Origin of the sequence: Cypionkella aquatica (assembly GCF_030161095.1) — a bacterium.
Lineage (GTDB): Bacteria > Pseudomonadota > Alphaproteobacteria > Rhodobacterales > Rhodobacteraceae > Cypionkella > Cypionkella aquatica.
On record NZ_BSPP01000003.1, the window covers coordinates 43,813 to 58,958 of the forward strand.

Below are 15,146 nucleotides of genomic sequence, written 5' to 3' on the forward strand. Positions count from 1 at the left end.
CAGATGATGGGTTGCCTTACACCAGCCAAGGGTGTGGCTGCAACCCCGGCTGCAAACCAAGCCTTATTCGTTCAACGGTTGTAGGGTTTGCACCCGCAGTTTCGGCTGCACAAGGCTCAGGCCCGCCAGCATCACCGCCGCCGCCGCCCAGACCCAAGGGCTGAACCGTTCACCCAGCAAAACCATCGCCCAGATCACCCCCGATGCGGTCACAAGATAGCTGGATTGCGAGGCGAACACCGCCCCCGCCTTGGCCGCCAACCACACAAACGCCGAATACAGCAGCGCATGCAGCGCCGAGGACGCGATCAGCGCCCATTCGGCGGGTCCGGGTGGCAAGGGCATCGCAAAGCCATGCCCAAGTGTCAGCATGATCGGCGTGCACAGGATCAACCCCGCCAAAGAAGCGCCAAACATCGCCTGCAATGCATCCATGCCCGCAGTGCCGGTCTTGGCGACATAAGTGCTTTCCATCGCGTAAAACAGCGGGCCGATCATCGCCACCGGCAAAAACGCCGCCATTGCGGGATCAGGCAGACTGGCGTTGGGCAAGGCAATCAGCAGCACCCCGGCCAGCCCCAATCCAAGCCCGGCCAAGCGGCGGCGCGAGAAGTTATCCATCCCCAGAGCCATCGCCATCGGAAACGCGATCAGCGGCACCATCGAAATCAGGATCGACATGATCCCCGACGGCAGCCGTGCCACCGACGTGTACAATGCCGCGTTCGGCACCAAAGTGCCCAAAATCGCCACCACAACGTAAAACTGCATCGCATCGCGACGCAGCGGAAGACGTTTGCCGCGAGAGAGGGTCAGCGCGCCCAGCACAACCGTGCAGACCGTCAACTGCCAAAAAATCAGCCCGAACGGCTTGTGCCCGGTCGAGGCCGCAATCTTGCCCAAGGGCTGCGTCAGCCCCCAACCAAGGCCAAGCCCCAGCAAAATCAGCATCAGCATCCAGCGTTTCGGGGCGTTCTGGATATGGGGCGGCATCGCGGGGGACGGCATTGTGCGGCTTGGCATCTCGGGGCTTGGCATCATGGCGCAGATTGCTCCAACACGCCGCCTTGGCGGATCATCTTGATTTTCAATGCCTTCCCGGTGCGGTCATCGGTTTCAACGTAAGCCCCCGACAGCGTGGCAGGCCCTTCGGCGGGGGTAAAGCGCGCGCTGGACATGCCGGTGATAAAGCGGCGCAGCGGTTCGAGTTTCTCCATCCCGATCACAGAGTTGTAGTCGCCGCACATCCCGGCATCGGTCAGATAGCCGGTGCCCCCGGACAGGATTTGCGCATCGCCCGTGGGCACATGGGTGTGTGTGCCGACCACAAGGCTGGCCTGCCCGTCGCACCAATGCCCCATCGCCATTTTCTCCGACGTGGCCTCGGCATGCACATCGACCACCGCCGCCTGCACCGCCGCTCCCATGCGGTGGGTTTTCAGGATGGTCTCGACAGCGCTGAACGGATCATCAAACGGGCGTTTCATGAACACTTGGCCCAGCACTTGGGTCACCAGCACCTTGCGGCCTTGGGTGGCGTCAAAGATCTTCACACCGCGACCGGGGGCGACCTTGGAGAAGTTCAACGGCCGGATGATGCGGGGTTCCTGTTCGATAAATTGCAGCATGTCTTTCTGATCAAAGGCATGATCGCCCAAGGTCAGGCAATCCGCGCCCGCGCCCAGCAGCACCCGCGCATGCTCGGCGGTCAGACCCGCGCCCTGGCTTGCGTTCTCGCCATTGACCACGACAAAATCGAGGCCCCAATCACGGCGCAACGACGGCAGACGATCCACAATCGCCGCCCGCCCTGCCCGCCCCATCACATCGCCTAAGAACAGTATTTTCATAGGGATTGGATTAGGCTGCGCAGGCAGCCACAGCAAGCCCATCCGCGACATTGCATTGGCGTCGGGAGCCTCCGGCGGGGATATTTTTGGCCAGTATGAAAGCCCGGAGGGGTTTTCTTTGAGCGGTCGGGGATTAGGTTGGCCACATGGATTTGCCACTGGCTTTGCAAGACTGGTTTGATGCCCAAGGCTGGGGCCTGCATCCGCATCAGCGGGCGATGCTGGTGCGGGCGGGTGATGCGTCAACTTTGCTGGTAGCCCCCACCGGGGGCGGCAAGACTTTGGCAGGGTTTCTGCCCAGCTTGGCAGAACTGGCGGATGGACGCCATCAGGGGCTGCACACGCTGTATATCTCGCCTCTGAAGGCGCTGACGGCGGACATAAGGCGCAATCTGCGCCGCCCGGTCGAGGGGGCGGGCCTGCCCATCCGCATCGAGGATCGCACCGGCGACACCACCTATACCCAACGCCGGAGGCAGCGCGCCGATCCGCCGCATATCTTGCTGACCACGCCGGAAAGTCTGGCCTTGCTGCTGTGTTACGAGGATGCGCCGCGGATTTTTGCGGGCCTGCGCCGGGTGATTGTCGATGAAATTCACGCGCTGGCCGAAAGCAAACGTGGCGATCAGTTGATGCTGCAACTGGCGCGGCTGGCGGCTTTGTCGCCGGGGTTGCGCCGGGTCGGCCTGTCGGCGACAGTGGAAGACCCGCCCGCGCTGGCGGCTTTCCTCGGGGCGGGCACGCAGGTGTTGCAGGCCGATCCGGGGCCTGACCCGGATATTGCGATGCTGGTGACCGAAGCTCCGCCGCCTTGGGCGGGCAACGGCGCGCATTACGCCATTCCGGCGATTCTGGAGCAGGTCAAACGCCACAAGACCACACTGATCTTTCACAACACCCGCGCGCAGGCCGAGATCTTCTTTCACCGCCTGTGGCTGCTCAACACCGAAGACCTGCCCATCGGCATCCATCATGGCAGCCTGTCACGTGAGCAACGCGACCGGGTAGAGGCCGCGATGGTCGAGGGTCGTCTGCGCGCGATTGTCTGCACTGGCAGTCTTGATCTGGGCATCGACTGGGGCGATGTCGATCTGGTCATTCAAGTGGGTGCGCCCAAAAACGTCAAACGCTTGGTGCAGCGGATCGGGCGGGCCAATCACCGCTACAACGCGCCCTCCAAGGCACTGCTCGTGCCTGCCAATCGCTTTGAGGTGGTGGAATGTCAGGCGGCCTTGCAAGCCGTGGCCGCACATCAGTTGGACGGCGAGCCGCGCGGTCCGGGGCCGCTGGATGTGCTGTGCCAGCATATCCTTGCCACCGCTTGTGCTGCCCCGTTCGATGCCAATGCGCTTTACGCCGAGGTGATCACCGCAGGCCCCTATGCCGGGTTGAGCCGTGCCGACTTCGATCTGTGTCTGGATTTTGTCGCCACCGGCGGCTACGCCCTGCGCGCCTATGACAAATGGCAGCGGTTGATGATCCGCGACGCGAAATGGTCGCTGCGCGATCCGCGCGCGGCTGTGGTGATCCGCCAGAACCTTGGCACCATCATCGACACTGAAACCCTGAAAGTCCGACTGAAAGGGCGTTTGGGCGGCACGCCGCTGGGCGAGATTGAAGAAGCCTTTGCCAGCACCCTGACCCCCGGCGACACCTTTCTGATCGGCGGGCAGGTGGTGCGCTATGATGGTTTGCGCGAAATGACGGTCGAGGTCACGCGGCAACCGGGGCGCGACCCCAAGGTGGCGGTGTTCTCGGGCACGAAATTTGCCACCTCCACCCAGCTTTCGGAACGCATTTTGCAGATCTTCCAGCATGGCGATTGGTCTGACCTGCCGCGCCATACTGCCGATTGGCTGACAATGCAGACCGAGGTTTCACGCTTGCCTGCACCGGGGCGGTTGTTGGTGGAAAGTTTCGGCTATGAGGCGCGGCAGTATCTGGTGCTCTATGGCTTTGCGGGCCGCAATGCGCAGCAGACCTTGGGGCTTTTGGCCACCAAGCGGATGGAGGATCAGGGCCTGCATCCGCTTGGCTTTGTCGCCACTGATTACGCCACGATGATCTGGGGCCTGGATGCCGTGCCCGATCCCGCCGCCTTGCTGGACCGTGCCACCCTGCGCGCCGATCTGGAGGGCTGGCTGGGGGGCAATGCGGTGATGAAGCGCACCTTCCGCAATGTGGCGATCATCGCGGGGCTGATCGAGCGCAGCCATCAGGGGCGGCGCAAATCGGGGCGGCAGGCGACGTTTTCCAGTGCTATTCTGTATGACACGTTGCGCAAATATGATGCGGGTCATCTGATGCTGGCGATCACAAGGGCCGAGGCGATGCGGGGATTGGTCGATTTTTCGCGGCTAGAGGCAATGCTGGAACGCATTGGCGACCGGATTGACCACGTCCGGCTGAACCGCCCTTCGCCTCTGGCTGCGCCATTGTTCTTGGAGATGGGCAGGGTTCCGGTCGAGGGTGCAGGGCGCGAGCGTCTGGCCGAGGATGCGGCGGCGCAACTGATGCGCGATGCCGGCTTGATTTGACGGCTTGTCCCTAAACAAGGGCCGCCTCGGGGGGCATCGAGCCACCGCTTGGCGGCGTTGCCAGCGCCCTTGATCGACGGCTTGCCAAGCCTGCCAAGCTGCGGCAAAGCTGCGGGCGATGTATCGCTTTACCCTAGCCTCGGCTGACTTATCTGCGCTGCCTTCGGGCGCGTTGCATTGGCCTGATCAACGCCTTTTGGTGGTGTCAGACCTGCATTTCGGCAAATCCGAACGGCTTGCGCGACGGGGCGGTGGGCTGCTGCCGCCGTTCGAGACGCGCGACACCCTGCAGCGGCTGGACGATGACCTAGAGGCCTCGGGCGCGCGGCGGGTGATCTGTCTGGGCGATAGTTTCGACGATCTGCACGCTGCCGAGGCGATGGATGCCGCCGATCAGCTGTGGCTGACCCGGCTGATGGCGGGACGCGACTGGACTTGGATCGAAGGCAACCATGATGCAGGCCCGTTTGCGCTGGGAGGCAGTCACCGTGCCACATGCCAGATCGGGCCGCTGGCCTTCCGCCATGTTGCCACAGCCGAAACGCCAGAGATTTCAGGCCATTACCACCCGAAATTGCGGCTGGCGGGCCAAGCCCGGCGCTGCTTTTTGCTGGATGCGGCGCGGGTGATCCTGCCTGCCTATGGCAGCTACACCGGCGGATTGTGGAGCCATGATCCGATCTTGGCCGGGCTGATGCAGCCGAACGCGCTTGCGGTCACCACCGGCAAAGCCGCCCTTCCCTTGCCAATGCCGCGCGAAAGGGCTGCAGGCCGCGGCACGTGACAGCAAGCCGCACTGCGTTACAGCAAACCACGTGCCAGCAGTTTGTCGCGGTGATTTTTCGACACCGGCAGTCGCATCTCGCCCGGCAATATCACGAACAGCTTGATGCCGTCACGCTCGATCCCCTGCACAGCATGCCACGCCACCCAATGCGAGCGGTGAATCTGGTCGCCATCCACCGGAGCCGTCTCGGCCATGGCATCGCTGAACCGCATCAGCAGACTGATCGTGCCCGCACTGGTCAAAACATCCACGTAATGATCGCGCACAGAGATCGCGATAAGGCTGCCGCGCATCTCTGGTTCAATCCGGGCCAACAAGCGTGGCAAAGCGGGAGTTTGCGGCGCAGCATCGGCTTTGGCCGGGGCGGATTGCTCTTGTTGCACCACCGCTTGACGCAGCGAGCTGACGCCAAGCGACACCGTCGCCACAAGGATCATCAGCTCACCCAATTCAGGAATGGCAGTTCCGACGTAAAAATGCACCGGCAATGCTACCAGTTGCAGCAGCGGGGCCATCACAATACTGAGCAATGCCGCAATCGCCAAAGCCCGCACCCGTTCGGATTTGTGGCCCAGAGTGATCTTGACGATCGCGCGCACAGACGATCCCACGATGATCGTGCTTCCCATCACCATTGCCCAAAAGCCCAGCCGGGTGAGAAAGCCAAACGCCTGCGCGGTGCCGAACGGCCCGGTGACCGCCAGAAAGCAGGTCAACAGCGCCCAGACGGTCAGGGAGACACGCGACCGGAATTCATTTTTGAACTGTGCGAAAAAGCCCAACATGCGCCTCCGGCGCGTAACTGATAAAACTGAGCCGTCCTTAGCGACAGCTTTTCTTTGTGGCAATCATCCGAATTATTCAGCCGGATAATTGCAGCGTTTTGACAACAGTATAAGGGTTTCAGGCCGTCAAACCCTTGGGTTCCGGCAGGCCGTTGGCGCGGCAGCAGGCTGTCAGCGCATTGGCAAGCAGGCAGGCAATGGTCATCGGACCTACCCCGCCCGGAACTGGCGTGATCGCACCCACGACTTTCGCCGCTGATTCGTAGTGCACATCGCCGACCAGCTTGTTCTTGCCATCGCGCTCGATACGGTTGATGCCGACGTCGATCACCGTGGCACCGGGCTTGACGTAATCGCCGGTGATCATTTCCGGGCGACCCACCGCTGCAACCAGAATATCCGCGCCCCGGCAGACCGCTGCCAGATCCTTGGTGCGGCTATGTGCAATTGTCACCGTGCAGCTGTCGCCCAGCAGCAATTGCGCCATCGGCTTGCCGACGATGTTGCTGCGGCCCACGACGACGGCGTTCAGCCCCGCTAGACTTCCATGATGGTCGCGCAGCATCATCAGACAACCCAGAGGCGTACAGGGCACCATGCTCTTTTGCCCGGTGCCCAAAAGCCCAACATTGGAAATGTGAAAGCCGTCAACGTCCTTGGCCGGATCAATCGTGTTGATAATCAGTTCAGAGTTTAGATGAGCTGGCAGCGGCAACTGCACAAGAATGGCGTGAACTTTCGGATCGCCGTTCAAGGAATTGACCAAGGCCAGCAGATCAGCCTCGGAAGTGTCCTCAGGCAGGCGATGTTCGAAAGATGCCATTCCCACTTCGATCGTCGAGGCGTGCTTGTTGCGCACATAGACCTGAGACGCCGGATCTTCGCCCACCAGAACCACCGCCAAACCCGGCTGGATGCCATGATCGGCCTTCAGCTTGGCGACATGCGCCTGCACCTGCGCGCGGACGGTTGCTGCGAAAACTTTGCCGTCGATCACTTTAGCGGTCATTTCTCTCTCCCTAGCTCGCCGCCGCGAAGGCGTGGCGATAATGGTCCATTTGCATGCGCGTCGCCAGAACGGCGTTTTTCATCAGGGTGGCGACGGTGACAGGCCCAACCCCACCGGGCACCGGCGTGATCCAGCCCGCCACCTTTGAGCAGCTTTCAAAATCGGCATCGCCCACCGTGCGGCCATCGACACGATTGATGCCAATGTCGATCAGGGCTGATCCGGGCTTCAGCATCTCGCCCGTCACCAAACCGGGCTTGCCCACCGCGACAAACACCGCATCCGCCGCGCGGCTATGCACGGCAACTTGCCGGGTCATGTGGTGGCAAACCGTGACGGTCGCGCCCAGCCCCATCATCAGAAAGGCAATCGGCTTGCCGACGATTTCAGAATGACCGATCACGCAAACATCCAAACCCTCCAGCTTGAGCGGCAGGGTTTTCAGAATTTCCACCGCCGCCACAGCCGTGCAGGGGCCAAGCGCGAGATCGTTATAGACGATATTGCCGATGCTGGCCGGGTGCATGCCTTCCACATCCTTCAACGGATGCACCGCCTTTTGCAGCGCCTTGACCGGGATATGCGCAGGCAAGGGCCTTTGAATGATGATGCCGTTCACACGCGGATCGGCGTTCAAGCCAGCGAGAACGCCGGTAAGTTGTTCTAAACTAATGCTTTCAGGATAATTCCGCGCCTCAAAACCCACGCCCGCATCTTGAGCCTGCCGCTGCTGGTTGCGCACATAAAGCTCTGCCGCTGCCACATCGCCCACCGAGATCGACACCAGCTTCGGTGCCCAACCGGATTCGGTCAACGCCCGCGCTTCTTGCNTTTTTAATGATACGGCGACCACCGAGATCGACACCAGCTTCGGTGCCCAACCGGATTCGGTCAACGCCCGCGCTTCTTGCAAGGTCTCGCCCCGCATCCGCGCGGCAATGGCTTTTCCGTCAATCAGCGTCGCCGTCACTTGCGCCCTTTCAGGGGCTATCCGGCCCCAAAACCCGTTCTTCTCTGGCAATCGACCATTCCATCAGCCGCCGCCAAAGCTCTTCTGTCAGCGCAGGGTCCAAGCCTTCGGCCACCGCCCGCGCCCGCACCCGATCCACCACCTGCTCGATTCGATCATCAATCCGGGCAGGTAGCAATTCGATCTGCTTCAACTCTATCGCGCGGTCGATATACCCCGCCCGCAGCGCCAGTTTTGCGACAATCTCGGCATCCAGCGCGTCGATCTGCACACGGAGTTCCTGCATCGTCTGGCAATCAGCGGGGGCCTTCATCGCGCTCTCCTTTGGGCTGGCACCGGGTTAAATCCGATGCAGCCCAAAGGCAAGGCGACGAATGGCCCCAGCCTGTTTCACAAAGCCTTAGAACAGCCCTTCGACATGGCCATCCGCGTTCAGGCGGATCACCTCAGCCGACGGCACCCTCGGCAGACCCGGCATGGTCATGATCTCACCGCAGATCGCCACGATAAAGCCAGCACCCGCCGACAGCCGCACTTCACGCACGGGCACGGTATGGCCGGTGGGCGCGCCGCGCACGGTCGGATCGGTGGTAAAGCTGTATTGTGTTTTCGCCACGCAGATCGGCAGATGGCCGTAGCCCGCAGCCTCCCAGGTTTTCAACTGATCGCGGATCGCTTTGTCGGCGATCACGTCATCGGCATGGTAAATCCGCTTGGCGATGGTTTGCAGCTTTTGGAACAGCGGCATCTCGTCGGGATACAAAGGCGCAAAGTTCGCAGCGCCAGATTCCGCCATCTGAACGACCTTTTTCGCCAGATCTTCAATGCCTTCCGAGCCCAAGGCCCAGTGTTTGCACAAGATCGCTTCTGCACCCTGCTCGGCCACATAGGCCTTCACAGCTGCAATTTCGGCATCGGTGTCGCTGAAGAAGTGGTTGATCGCAACCACAACCGGCACGCCAAAGCCTTTGACGTTGCCGATGTGACGGCCCAAATTCGGGCAGCCTTTTTTCACCGCATCGACGTTCTCGGTGCCCAGATCAGCCTTGGCGACGCCGCCGTTCATCTTCATCGCGCGCACGGTGGCCACGATCACAGCCGCCGAAGGCTTCAGACCGGCCTTGCGGCATTTGATGTCGAAGAATTTCTCGGCACCCAAATCAGCGCCAAAACCAGCCTCGGTCACCACATATTCGCCCAGCTTCAGCGCGGTTTTGGTGGCGATGACAGAGTTACAGCCATGCGCGATGTTGGCGAACGGGCCGCCATGCACGAAGGCCGGATTGTTTTCCAGCGTCTGCACAATGTTCGGCTGCATCGCGTCTTTCAGCAACACGGTCATAGCACCGTCAGCCTTGATATCGCGGGCATAGATCGGGGTCTTGGCGCGGGTGTAGGCCACCACGATATCGCCCAGACGTTTCTGCAGATCGTCCAAGTCGTTGGAAAGGCACAGGATCGCCATGACTTCCGAAGCCACGGTGATGTCAAACCCGGTCTGACGCGGGAAGCCGTTCGACACGCCGCCAAGGTTGACCACAATATCCCGCAAAGCGCGGTCGTTCATGTCCATCACGCGACGCCAGACGATGCGGCGGGCGTCGATCTCAAGGCTGTTGCCCCAATAGATGTGGTTGTCGATCATCGCCGACAGCAGGTTATGGGCGCTGGTGATGGCATGGAAGTCACCGGTGAAATGCAGGTTCATCTCTTCCATCGGCACAACTTGGGAATAGCCGCCACCAGCAGCGCCACCCTTCATGCCAAAGTTCGGGCCCAAAGATGCCTCGCGAATACAGACCACGGCCTTTTTGCCGATGCGGTTCAGGCCATCGCCAAGGCCCACCGTGGTGGTCGTTTTGCCTTCGCCGGCAGGGGTCGGGTTGATCGCGGTGACAAGGATCAGCTTGCCATCCGGGCGATCTGCCAAGGATTTGATGAACTCTTGGCTGACCTTGGCCTTGTCGTGGCCATAGGGCAGCAGATGCTCTGCCGGAATACCAAGTTTCGCACCGATTTCCATGATCGGCTTTTTCTTGGCTTCGCGTGCAATCTCAATGTCGGTTTTGAAGGCCATTTCTCTCTCCCAGAGGCACGGGCTGTCCCGTTGGCGACGTGATAGCGGAGAAAACAGCAATTCAAACACGCTTTTCCGACTTCTTCCCCGCCAAATTCGCCTTGATGCGTTTCCGATCGGAAAGCATGGAACGCATCAAGAAAATATTCTGCCAATAGAACATATGGTCCAAAACGCAGGACAGGCATTTGCGCGGCCAAAACTGCGCAGATGCGCCCCACAATCACAGGGCATTTTCCAAAACGACAGCTTGCGAGGTCGAACAGGCCCGCAAGTGTAAGCGTTAGACGCCGCGCGCCTTTTCCAGATGCGCCCAAGCTGGCTGGTCTGGCACATAAAGCCTGACCTTGGCGCCCAGCCGCAGCATGCCTTCAGCCTCAACCCAAGCGGTAAAGCCCCGCAGACCCTGTGCTGCGGGTTTGAAGGCTTTGCCAAATCCCTTGTGGCGGTTTTCAATAGGACGCGCAGGCAAGGTGCAAGGGCGGTTTTCCATATCAACCACCAAGGTCGCACCCCCCTCGGCTTGCAAGCGAGACGACGGCGGCAGGTGGCTGAAATCAGGGATGCCTGCGATCACCAAAGAAGTTCCCAGCAGCGCAGGGTCAAGCGTTTCAAGCCCCATGTTCGCCGCGATCTGCGCCAGATCCTCCGCCCCCAACACAGAAAACTGCCGGGTGTTGCGGATGTTCAGATTGCGTTTGTAAAGCGCCGCCACCCGGCTGCAGGCGGGGCGGTTAGTGCCGCCATGCGCTTCCCCCGCGGGGCCGTCGAAACCAGCGAAAATCTCGGTCAGCGGCGCACTTTCCAAGGCGGCATCGCGATCAGCCACCCGGCCCAACCAAGTGATCGTGCCATAGAATTCAGTGGGGATAATCGCTGCCATATCAGACCTTTAGCATAAAGACACCCGCATCAGCGGGAACAGAACCGCGCCATCGCATCCAAGGCGGGCCACAAATGCAAACCCCGAAACCGTTGAAAGGTTTCGGGGCTGCCATCTTATCGCGCTATCCTCACGCAGAGGGTTCCATCGGGGCAGCAGGTGGCTCCACCGCCTTTGGCTTGCGCGCGCGGGTCTTAGGGATCGCGATGACGCCCGAGCCGCCGCTTGGCCCCTCGCCCATGCCATCATCCGCCGCATCCGGGGTGCCGCCCGCGACCACTTTGCGAATTTCTTCGCCAGTCAGGGTTTCATATTCCAGCAAGCCTTTGGCCAGCCGCTCAAACCCTTCGGCCTGTTCCAGCAGAATACGCCGCGCGGTCTGATAGCCTTCGTCGATCAGGTTTTTGACCTCTTGCTCGATCAGCATTTTGGTATCAACCGACACCGAGAAGCCGCCCGTGCGCCCTTCATAGCCGTCATGCGCTTCGGAATAGTCGATATTGCCAACCGCATCCGACATGCCCCAGCGCATCACCATCGAGCGCGCCAGCCCCGTCGCCTGCTGAATATCGCCCACCGGGCCAGAGGAGACGCCCTCTTCGCCATATTTGATGATCTCAGCGGCTTTGCCTGCCATGGTCATCGCGATGCGCTGCTTGCCCTCGTCCTTGTGGATCTGCAAACGATCCATTTCCGGCAGGCTCATCACCATGCCCAAAGCATTGCCGCGCGGAATGATCGTCGCCTTGTAGACCGGGTCGCATTTCGGCAAAGCCATGCCAACAATCGCGTGACCGGCCTCGTGATAAGCGGTTTTCGACTTTTGATCGTCGGTCAGCACCATCGAGCGGCGCTCCGCCCCCATCATCACCTTGTCTTTGGCGTTTTCAAAATCGCCCATGGTGACAAAACGTCGGCCAACGCGGGCAGCAAGCAAAGCCGCCTCATTCACCAGGTTTGCCAGATCAGCGCCCGAGAATCCCGGTGTGCCGCGTGCAATCACCCGCAGATCAACGTCGGGGCCAGACGGCACTTTGCGCGCATGCACCGACAGGATTTTCTCACGGCCCTTGATATCAGGGTTCGGCACATGGATCGTGCGGTCAAACCGGCCGGGGCGCAGCAAAGCTGGGTCCAGCACGTCCTTGCGGTTGGTCGCCGCCACGATGATCACGCCTTCATTGGCGTCAAAACCGTCCATTTCGACCAGCAACTGGTTCAAGGTCTGCTCGCGCTCGTCATTGCCGCCGCCCATGCCGACGCCACGCGCGCGGCCCACGGCGTCAATCTCGTCGATGAACACGATGCAGGGAGCATTTTTCTTAGCTTGTTCAAACATATCGCGGACGCGGCTTGCACCAACACCCACAAACATCTCAACAAAATCAGAGCCAGAGATACTGAAGAACGGCACGCCCGCCTCGCCCGCAATCGCGCGCGCCAGCAAGGTTTTACCAGTGCCCGGAGGGCCAACCAGCAGCGCCCCCTTCGGAATCTTACCGCCAAGGCGCGAGAATTTTTGCGGGTTGCGCAAGAATTCGACGATCTCTTCCAGCTCTTCCTTCGCCTCGTCAATGCCAGCCACGTCGTCAAACGTCACCCGGCCTTGCTTTTCGGTCAACAGCTTGGCGCGCGATTTGCCAAAGCCCATCGCGCCGCCTTTGCCGCCGCCCTGCATGCGATTCATGAAGAAAATCCACACGCCGATCAGCACGATGAACGGCAACCAGACCGACATCAGCGACAGGATCGACGATTGTTGCTGGCTGGTGGCTTTGACTTCAATACCCTTGCCCAGCAGCCGGTCGGTCAGGGTCGGATCGCTTGGCGCGATGGTGGCGTAAGAGGTGCCGTCCTTGGCCTTAACCACGACGCTTTCGCCATCCAGTGTGACGCTTGCGACATCGCCCGCCTCAACCCGCTGAATAAATTCAGAATAGGCGACGTTGCGTGACGACGAGGCAGTCTGCCCGCCACTGAAAAGATTAAAAAGCGCGAGGATCAGCAGAAAGAGAACGACCCAGAATGCGATGTTTCGTGCGTTACCCACGAACTTCTCCGTTTGATTGGCCGGGAGGCCCGAATGGGGCCAGTGTTGGCGATTGGTATTAAGATAGAGATAAGTCCGCCGGGTTCAATGCGATAAGACAAAGGAAGCGAAGCTGGGGCTGCAATTTGCGCACCAACCGTTGGAAAATCCGGCCACAGGTGCGGCAATAAGCGTCTGATTCCGCCAGATCGCCGGGCTGACCAGCAGCGCATCGCGCGGGATGCCAAGGTCGCGCCACGCTTTCAGGCAGCTTAAACCGTCGGCGCCAAGCGCGCCGATCGTCAGATCGGGGGCATGCGGGCCGGAAAGCTGCCAGCGATTGTCCCAACGCTGATCTGTTGGCACCTGCATGTCCTGAACTGCTTTGGCCTCGCGGAGAATTTGGATCGCATCAGAATGGCAGCGATAGCGCACACCGCCAAGGGTGGCATCTTTGCCAGCCGCCAGCGCCGTTTGCACCGCCGCCAGCCCGTGCTCGCGCGGCGGATAGGCGGCGCCTGACATCCATCGCAGCGCCGCGATCAACAGGCGGCGCTGAATTTCTGCGGGCAGCGCGAGATAAGTTTCGCGCGGCAGCGTCAACATACCGGTTGCAGTCTGCGCAAAGCCCTGTGCCGCCTCGGCCATCTGTCGGGTAAGCGCCCAGCGCGCGGATTCCAGATTATCGGCAACCACGGCAAGTTTTGTCGCAGTGATGCCAAAATCTGCCAGTGTGGCCAGCGCGTTACGCGCTTTGACGCGGGTGTAATGCAGATCAGAATTGCTGGGATCTTCGACCCAATTGACCGCATGACGGCGCAGATAGCCACGCAAATCCGCGCGCGACACGCCCAGCAAGGGCCGCGAGAATTGCACTTGCCCTTGCCCCCAACTGCTGCGCATCCCCGACAAGCCATCAATTCCGGCTTGCCGCGCAAGCCCGATCAAGAAAGTCTCGGCCTGATCATCGGCGGTGTGGCCAACGGCGATCTGGGCAATATCCTGCGCCACGGCCCAAGCCTCGGCGATCTGATACCGTGCCCGCCGCGCGGCATCCATCAGATTGCCCGCCACATCCTTGCGCTGCCAGAGGCTGATCTGATGCGGAATGGCGCGCGCGGCGCAGAAAGCCGCGACCATCTCGGCCTCGGCCCGTGCTTCGGCCCGCAAGCCGTGGTCAATCGTCAAAGCCGCCACCCGGCCCGGATGGCAGCGCTGCAGCAAATGTAACAGCGCCATAGAATCGCCGCCGCCCGAAACCATCACGCCAATGCGCGCGGTATCTGGGTAAGCCTTGCTTGCAATCTCAAGCAGTTGCGCGTCAGGATCGGGCGGGGCAGCGCCTACTGGCACCCCAGCCCCTGCATCGACACCTGAGCATTGGTGGCATGAATACTGCCCGGAAAGCGATTGCCAACCTCGGCCAAGGTCACGCAAGCATCAGGGGTCTGGCCCAAAGTGCCCAACGCCTGCCCAAGCTTCAACAGCGACTCGGCGGCAAAAGGCCCGTCAGGTTTGCCCGAAAACGCCTCAAGATAGGCCCGCGCCGCATTGGCGGTATCGTCCAGCTTGGACAAAGCCTCGCCACGGTTGAAATTGGCTTCCTCGCTTAGCGGGCTGCCAGGATAGGATTGGGTAAAGGTCGCAAAGAGGTCCGCGGCGGCGCGAAAGTCACCTTGACCGAGCACCCCCTTGGCCCGGTCAAAATCGTTCTTCTCACCCATTGCCAATTCCGGCGCATCTGTCGCAGGCGCAGTCGCCGTTGCTGCCGGAGCCGGATCATTTGCCGCCGCCGGAGCAGCCGAGCCGCCCCCCAAAACCGGCGTTTCCGGTATATTCGCCGGATCGCAGCCTTCCGTCTGTTCGCACAAGCGGAACTCGATATCGCCGATCCGGTTGGTGCCATCGCTGACCACCCGGTTCACCTTCAGCTCGATCTCTTCGGTCTTGGCGGTGATCCGCGTCAAAGCCGCCTCAATCGCGTCCATCCGCTGCAAAGCATCGCCGCCCGCAGCGCCGCTAGAAGCCGCACCCGATTGCACCAGCTCGGCCTTCAATCCGTTGAAATCCGCCGACAACCGACCGAGTTCGGTCTGCAGATCGGCCAGGGTTTGCGCCTTGTCCTGCGCGAACGCGGGTCCAGACACAAGCGGGGGAAGCAAAGCGGCACAGAGCAGCAGCCAACGCATCAGATCAGTCTCCGTTTCCAGAACGGGGGC

The 15,146-nt window shown here is 61.0% G+C and carries 12 protein-coding genes; 2 read left to right on the forward strand and 10 right to left on the reverse strand.

Annotated features, from left to right (window positions below):
* Nucleotides 1-63 precede the first annotated feature (63 nt).
* On the reverse strand, nucleotides 64-1,041 hold the full coding sequence (locus QQJ98_RS02980; RefSeq protein WP_284323840.1) for a DMT family transporter: 978 nt from the start codon (nucleotides 1,039-1,041) through the stop codon (nucleotides 64-66).
* Nucleotides 1,038-1,850 carry a TIGR00282 family metallophosphoesterase gene (locus tag QQJ98_RS02985; RefSeq protein ID WP_284323841.1) on the reverse strand — a complete coding sequence of 271 codons (813 nt, stop codon included), beginning with the start codon at nucleotides 1,848-1,850 and terminating at the stop codon, nucleotides 1,038-1,040. Before QQJ98_RS02985 ends, QQJ98_RS02980 begins: the two co-directional genes overlap by 4 nt.
* A gap of 146 nt (nucleotides 1,851-1,996) precedes the next feature.
* On the opposite strand from QQJ98_RS02985, the gene QQJ98_RS02990 reads away from it, so the two are divergent.
* Nucleotides 1,997-4,387, forward strand: coding sequence for a ligase-associated DNA damage response DEXH box helicase (locus tag QQJ98_RS02990; RefSeq protein WP_284323842.1), 2,391 nt, complete (start codon nucleotides 1,997-1,999; stop codon nucleotides 4,385-4,387).
* 118 nt (nucleotides 4,388-4,505) lie between these two features.
* The gene (gene pdeM / locus QQJ98_RS02995; protein ID WP_284323843.1) at nucleotides 4,506-5,171 is read left to right on the forward strand and encodes a ligase-associated DNA damage response endonuclease PdeM; all 666 of its coding nucleotides are present in this window, start codon (nucleotides 4,506-4,508) and stop codon (nucleotides 5,169-5,171) included.
* A gap of 17 nt (nucleotides 5,172-5,188) precedes the next feature.
* On the opposite strand, the gene QQJ98_RS03000 is transcribed toward pdeM, so the two are convergent.
* From QQJ98_RS03000 to ybgF, 8 genes are all read right to left on the reverse strand, one after another.
* Nucleotides 5,189-5,959, reverse strand: a complete 771-nt coding sequence (locus tag QQJ98_RS03000) for a LytTR family DNA-binding domain-containing protein (protein ID WP_284323844.1) — start codon at nucleotides 5,957-5,959, stop codon at nucleotides 5,189-5,191.
* A gap of 118 nt (nucleotides 5,960-6,077) precedes the next feature.
* Nucleotides 6,078-6,968: a bifunctional methylenetetrahydrofolate dehydrogenase/methenyltetrahydrofolate cyclohydrolase FolD gene (folD, locus tag QQJ98_RS03005; protein ID WP_284323845.1), complete on the reverse strand. Its 891-nt coding sequence runs from the start codon at nucleotides 6,966-6,968 to the stop codon at nucleotides 6,078-6,080.
* Nucleotides 6,969-7,948: 980 nt separating this feature from the next.
* Nucleotides 7,949-8,251: a chorismate mutase gene (locus QQJ98_RS03015; protein WP_284323847.1), complete on the reverse strand. Its 303-nt coding sequence runs from the start codon at nucleotides 8,249-8,251 to the stop codon at nucleotides 7,949-7,951.
* Nucleotides 8,252-8,338: 87 nt separating this feature from the next.
* Nucleotides 8,339-10,015: a formate--tetrahydrofolate ligase gene (locus QQJ98_RS03020; RefSeq protein WP_284323848.1), complete on the reverse strand. Its 1,677-nt coding sequence runs from the start codon at nucleotides 10,013-10,015 to the stop codon at nucleotides 8,339-8,341.
* A 283-nt stretch (nucleotides 10,016-10,298) separates the two neighbouring features.
* Entirely contained in the window at nucleotides 10,299-10,898 is a 600-nt protein-coding gene (locus QQJ98_RS03025) for an MOSC domain-containing protein (protein ID WP_284323849.1), read from the reverse strand.
* Between the two features lie 130 nt (nucleotides 10,899-11,028).
* Nucleotides 11,029-12,948, reverse strand: a complete 1,920-nt coding sequence (gene ftsH / locus QQJ98_RS03030) for an ATP-dependent zinc metalloprotease FtsH (protein ID WP_284323850.1) — start codon at nucleotides 12,946-12,948, stop codon at nucleotides 11,029-11,031.
* Nucleotides 12,949-13,032: 84 nt separating this feature from the next.
* Nucleotides 13,033-14,280 carry a tRNA lysidine(34) synthetase TilS gene (gene tilS, locus QQJ98_RS03035; protein ID WP_284323851.1) on the reverse strand — a complete coding sequence of 416 codons (1,248 nt, stop codon included), beginning with the start codon at nucleotides 14,278-14,280 and terminating at the stop codon, nucleotides 13,033-13,035.
* Entirely contained in the window at nucleotides 14,271-15,116 is an 846-nt protein-coding gene (gene ybgF, locus QQJ98_RS03040) for a tol-pal system protein YbgF (protein WP_284323852.1), read from the reverse strand. The genes tilS and ybgF overlap by 10 nt, the downstream gene beginning before the upstream one ends.
* Nucleotides 15,117-15,146 lie beyond the last annotated feature (30 nt).